The sequence below is a fragment of the Micromonospora sp. NPDC047465 genome (genome assembly GCF_040643125.1).
Taxonomy (GTDB): Bacteria; Actinomycetota; Actinomycetes; order Mycobacteriales; family Micromonosporaceae; genus Micromonospora.
Genome location: NZ_JBEYTP010000042.1, coordinates 1 through 1,884 on the forward strand (window position 1 = coordinate 1; position 1,884 = coordinate 1,884).

Annotated in this window: 2 protein-coding genes; both read left to right on the plus strand. The window is 63.7% G+C overall.

Translation table 11 applies throughout. The features are described 5' to 3' along the window. A partial coding sequence (locus ABZ793_RS28050) for a helix-turn-helix transcriptional regulator (RefSeq protein WP_357462203.1) occupies positions 1-423 on the plus strand: 423 nt, incomplete at its 5' end. 501 nt (positions 424-924) lie between these two features. Next, positions 925-1,884: VCBS repeat domain-containing M23 family metallopeptidase (locus ABZ793_RS28055; RefSeq protein ID WP_357462206.1), on the plus strand; the 960-nt coding region annotated here is incomplete at its 3' end.

A 1,884-nucleotide genomic window follows, 5' to 3' on the forward strand; every position in this document is an offset into this window, starting at 1 on the left:
GACGACGTGATCGCACTTCAGTGCCTGGAACTGGGCGCGCTGAGCTACCTGACCAAGGCTGAGGGCACCGAACACCTCCTCAACGCCACCCGGGCTGCAGCGGCCGGTCAGGCGTACACCGCGCCATCCCTGGCGGGCGCGCTCGCCGGCGACCGCTCCGCCCACCGACCGGTGTTGTCGGCGCGCGAGACCGAGGTGCTGATCCAGTGGTTCCAGTCGCAGTCCAAGGAGTTCGTGGCTCAACGTCTGGGGATCTCCCTGAGCACGGTCAACTCCCATCTGGAACACATCCGGATCAAGTACGCGATGCGTGGCCGGCCGGCCCTCACCAAGGCGGCGCTGGTAGCGCGCCATCCAGGACGGTTTTGTCCAGATCGACGACCTGTAAGGGTGTGCGCAGTAAGTAGCAACTGCCCCGAATAGCCGTCGGTCGAACACACGATGTCTACGGGTCCGTGCCCCGCCTAGGTTACGAGCGCACAGCACCCTCGAGGCGGGAGTCGGTTGATGGCGGGCGACGGACTCAGCTGCTGCCGTCCTTGGTGCGGGCGGTGGTTGTTGAAGTGGTCGACGTACTCGCCGACAACGGCGAGGGCATGTCGTTCGTGGTAGATCAGCAGCCGGTCGGCGCATTCCAGAGTGCACCTGGCGGGCAGCATCCACCGTCGGGGCTGGACGTGGAAGCCTTTCCCGGCACGGCGGGGGTACGCGCTCGACGTCGATGCCGAGCCGAGACTGGAGTACCGGGACCCCTTGGGCGGGCAGACCTCAACTCGGCCTCGCTGATCAGCTGCTTGGCAAGTTCAAGGACGCCGCCCATGGCGGGGCAACAGGCCATTACGCAGAGAACCATTGGCGTTCTTGACAGTCTCGGCCCCGTTGGGACACCCTTTGGACCAGATCGCGCCCGAACCTCCGTGGCTCATGACCGTGCAGCTGCAAGGTAGACATTCCAAATTCCGCGCCGATCGTAGACACAAGGAGGTCCATTTGCGTCGCGATATCGCAGTCAGCTTGGCTGCGCTTGTAGCCGTGCTCGGAATCCTGATTCCTCAGGAGTCCGCACTCGCCGGCAATGGCGCACCTTTCAAGCTACCTTACCGGGCTGGACATGCGTACACCATTACCCAGACGCCCGGAAGCGGCTATTCTCACAATGACGGCTATAATCGGCATGCCGTTGACTTCGCCATGCCGCAAGGCACCCCGATTGTCGCCTCGGCGGCCGGCACCGTCTACTACGAGGGGTGGAGCACCGGCGGAGGCATCATCGCCTTGATCGACCACGGCAACAACCGTTGCTCTCAGTACGCCCATCTCAGCGCCACCATCGTCAACAGAGGGCAATTGGTGGCGCAGGGGCAGCATATCGGCACGTCCGGCGCTACCGGAAACGTGACCGGCCCACATCTTCACTGGAATATCGTCTACTGCGATTCACAGCTCAGCCGCGAAATCCCCAATACCGTGGAGACCGGCACCAACTATCCCACCGGCATCGCACCCGTGAGCCAGAACCGCCTTTCCACCGGCCTGCCCGGGGCTGACGGCGAACGGGTTTCGGACTTCAGTGGTGACGGTGTCGCCGATGTCCTGGGAGTCGCTGCCAACGGTGACTTCTGGTACTACCCGCACAGCGGAGCCGGCCTCGGCAACCCGGTCGGAATCGGACACGGCTGGGCGACCTTCAAGCACGTCATGGCTGCGGACTGGAGCGGTGACGGTGCCGCCGACGTCCTAGGAGTCGATTCTTCAGGGAGGCTACTGTACTACCCGAACAACAGCTACAAACTGTCTGGCTACACGCAGATCGGACACGGCTGGGCGACCTTCAAGCACGTCATGGCCGCGGACTGGAGCGGTGACGGTGCCGCCGATGTCCTT